Raw genomic sequence first — 366 nt, 5'->3', positions numbered from 1 at the left:
CCCAGAGGTGAGCGAGGTTGGTGCTCCGCTCACTGGGAACGTGAGTGCGGCCCCGCCAAAAGCTCCTGCCGACAAGTTGATTTGCCCGGCAATGGCACTATTGGTCACGAACCATGGGTAGTTCGCGGCCAGCGTGCCAGAAGGATAAATGTCGAAGCCTTCGGCCGACGCAATGAATTGTGCTGGCATTTTCTACTCCTTATAGCCAAGTGCCACGAAGTGTAATGGTTATTAGAGAAATGTTTGTAGTCGCGAATTGATAGGAGAACTGATCACCCGGAGCAAACGTCGTGGTTGATTGAACACTCGTAAACGAGTTGCCGTTCACTGTGTCTATGTTAAGTGTTCCTACTTGCGTTCCTGTGT

Annotated in this window: 1 protein-coding gene; it reads right to left on the bottom strand. The window is 51.4% G+C overall.

Annotated features, from left to right (window positions below; genetic code table 11):
• On the bottom strand, nt 1-189 hold a 189-nt coding region (locus AC1RPW_RS08135), incomplete at its 3' end, for a hypothetical protein (protein ID WP_481769461.1).
• Nucleotides 190-366: the final 177 nt, after the last annotated feature.

The sequence above is a fragment of the Dellaglioa sp. CoH-55-MRSF-8 genome, from assembly GCF_056782195.1.
Note: the sequence above shows the minus strand (reverse complement) of the source record. Positions and strands in the feature narration are given on the sequence as shown.